This window comes from Streptomyces sp. S.PNR 29, from assembly GCF_030386795.1.
Lineage (GTDB): Bacteria > Actinomycetota > Actinomycetes > Streptomycetales > Streptomycetaceae > Streptomyces.
The window spans coordinates 1-2,500 of record NZ_JANUQM010000006.1; the positions used below are offsets into that span (position 1 = coordinate 1).

Below are 2,500 nucleotides of genomic sequence, written 5' to 3' on the forward strand. Positions count from 1 at the left end.
TCCTGGTCCGCCTCGGCGGGCTCCGGGGACCCCACCGGCGCGGACACCCGCCGCGTGGCACGACGCCGCGTACGGCGCGGCGCGGCCTCCTCGGCGGGCTCTTCGCTCTGGGCGGCAGCGGGCGTCTCGGAGGCCTCGGCAGCGGCGGCCGGTTCGACGGCCTCGGGCGCCGCGGCGGCCTCCGCCGGCACCGGGGACGCGGCGGGCGAGGTCACGCTGCGCGTCGCACGACGGCGCGTACGCCGCGGAGCGGCACCCTCGGCGGACTCGCCGGTGTCGGCGGTCACGGGGGCTTCCTGCTGCGGCGCCTCGGCGGCGGCCGGAGCGGAGGCGGTCGCCGGGACGACGGTCTCGGCCGCGTCCGCCGACGCCGGGGCTCCGGCGGGCGCGGAAGCGCGGCGGACCACCCGACGGCGCGTACGGCCGGCAGGAGGTGCCTCGACGGCCGCTTGGGCCTCCGCGGCCTCCTTCTGGTCCTTCTCCTCCGCGGCCTCAAGGCCCTCGGCAGCCTCATCGGCTTCCGGAGTAACATCTCCGGCGATCTCCTGCGCCGCGACGTCGACGGGGTCGGCGGCCGGTATGGCCGGCGCGACGGTCTCCACCGGAGTGTCGGAGGAGGCGGCCGGCGGACCCGCCGGGCGGGACGCGGCACGGCGCCGACGACGCGGCGGCAGGGTGTCGCTCGGAGTGTTCAGTTCTTCGGAACCCTCGGTGGGCTCGGTCGGTTCGAGCATGCGGGCGTATCTCCCGTCAGGCTCCCGGGCGCCGCGCCTGGTCCGGCGATACCGGTGACGTCCGCGGCTCGCGCGTTGCGCGGTTGCCGCCGTCCGGGGCGCGGGCGCCGCACGGGAGCTCTCTGTGTCCTGTCTCGCCGGTTCCGTATGCCTTGTCGCATACGGCCTGGCGAAAGTCTTCTGGTCGGTGGCGCTGCCCGACCCAGGTGGCTCCCGAGTTCGAGGGCGGCGCTACGACGTCCGTCCCTACGCGGAACCTTCCTTACGCCGGCGCCGTCGCGGCGGCAGTCGCGCCGGCCGTCTGCGGCTCGGGCGCTGCTGCCTCGCGGTCGGGCGCGAGCGGGTCGGTCACCGTGCCGGTCTCTTCATCGAACAGCCCCTGCGCCAGCCTGGTCACCGCTGCGGGGACCGGCGGCGCCAGGTCGGCCACGGCGCGGAGACCGGACAGGACGTCGTCGGGTCGTACGGCAGGCGTCACGTGCCGAACAACCAGCCGCAGTATCGCACAGGGCTGGTCGGTCGGCCTATCAGCCTGCGAACTGTGCGTTTCCGAGAGGTCGCGGCTCTCCAGGCTCACGACCGCGGAGCGGGCGTCGAAGGTGCGGACGCCGTTCTTGGTCAGGCGCTGGACCTCGACGGTCCTGGCCGCGTTGAAGGCCTCCACGGCCCGCTCGGCGTCCGTGGGCTCCACACCGTCCAGCCGGAGCTCCCACACGGAAGCCGTGAGCCGGTCGGCGAGCCCGGAGGTCCGGGCCTCGACCGCCTCGATCACGTCGAGCCCGGGGGGCAGCGACGCGTCGAGGAGGATCCTGAGCTGCTCCGGGTCGCGCGCCTCGGTGAGCGCGATCTCCAGGTATTCCGCCTCACTGCCCGTGCCGGTGGGTGCGGCATTGGCGTACGACACCTTCGGGTGCGGTGTGAACCCCGCCGAGTACGCCATCGGCACCTCGGCACGGCGCAGCGCACGCTCGAAGGCGCGCTGGAAGTCACGGTGGCTGGTGAACCGGAGGCGGCCGCGCTTGGTGTAACGCAGTCGGATGCGCTGCACCGCGGGTACGGGCGGCGGGCCTTCGGGCTGTCGCTTGCCCAGTTTCGTTCAGTCCTTCGTGAGAGCGGTCGTACTGCTACCAAGAGTACGTGTCTCGCGGCCCACAGGTTCCCGGCCACCCGGGGACCGCTGCCGGCGGGGCTCGGACAGGAGCATCCGGCGGAGGTCGGCCCGGGCCTGCCGTACGGTCTCCCGGGCGGAGGCGAGCGCCTGCCGCGTGGCCCGGCCCACACTCCGCGCGGCCTGCGCGGCGGGCCGCAGGACGATGTCCCGCACCACGTGTCCCACGGGTGTCAGCACGCTCCGGTACACCCATCGCGCCGGCTCGACGAAGATCCACCGGAAGAGGGTCCCGAGGAACCGCCCGACGGCGAGCGAGATCCGCCCCGCCACCCGCCAGGCGTGCCCGAGCGCCTCCCCGACCTCACGCCCGATGACGGCGAGGACGCGGCCGACGGGAGTGAGGACCCGGCGCCACAGGGCGAGGGCGGGCAGGACGAAGAGGATGCGGCAGGTCCAGTACAGGGCCGCACCGACACCGGTGACGATCATGCGGAGGCCCCATGCGACCCCGCTGGCGCACCAGGCGAGGGCATGCCCGACGGGTGTGAGGGCCCCCGTGTACAGCCACACCGCGGGGACGACCACGAGATACCGCACCAGCCAGACCACGGCCGCGCACACACCGGCCCCGAGGGCGGCCAGCGCGGCCCCGGCC

Annotated in this window: 1 protein-coding gene and 2 pseudogenes; all 3 read right to left on the reverse strand. The window is 74.9% G+C overall.

All coding sequences use genetic code 11. The features are described from left to right. A pseudogene (locus NW895_RS17365) lies at nucleotides 1–734 on the reverse strand (ribonuclease E/G); the annotation flags it as partial. Between the two features lie 262 nt (nucleotides 735–996). Beyond that, nucleotides 997–1,782 carry a TIGR03936 family radical SAM-associated protein gene (locus NW895_RS17370; protein WP_289936536.1) on the reverse strand — a complete coding sequence of 262 codons (786 nt, stop codon included), beginning with the start codon at nucleotides 1,780–1,782 and terminating at the stop codon, nucleotides 997–999. Nucleotides 1,783–1,830: 48 nt separating this feature from the next. Next, nucleotides 1,831–2,500 (reverse strand): annotated as a pseudogene (locus NW895_RS17375) (hypothetical protein); the annotation flags it as partial.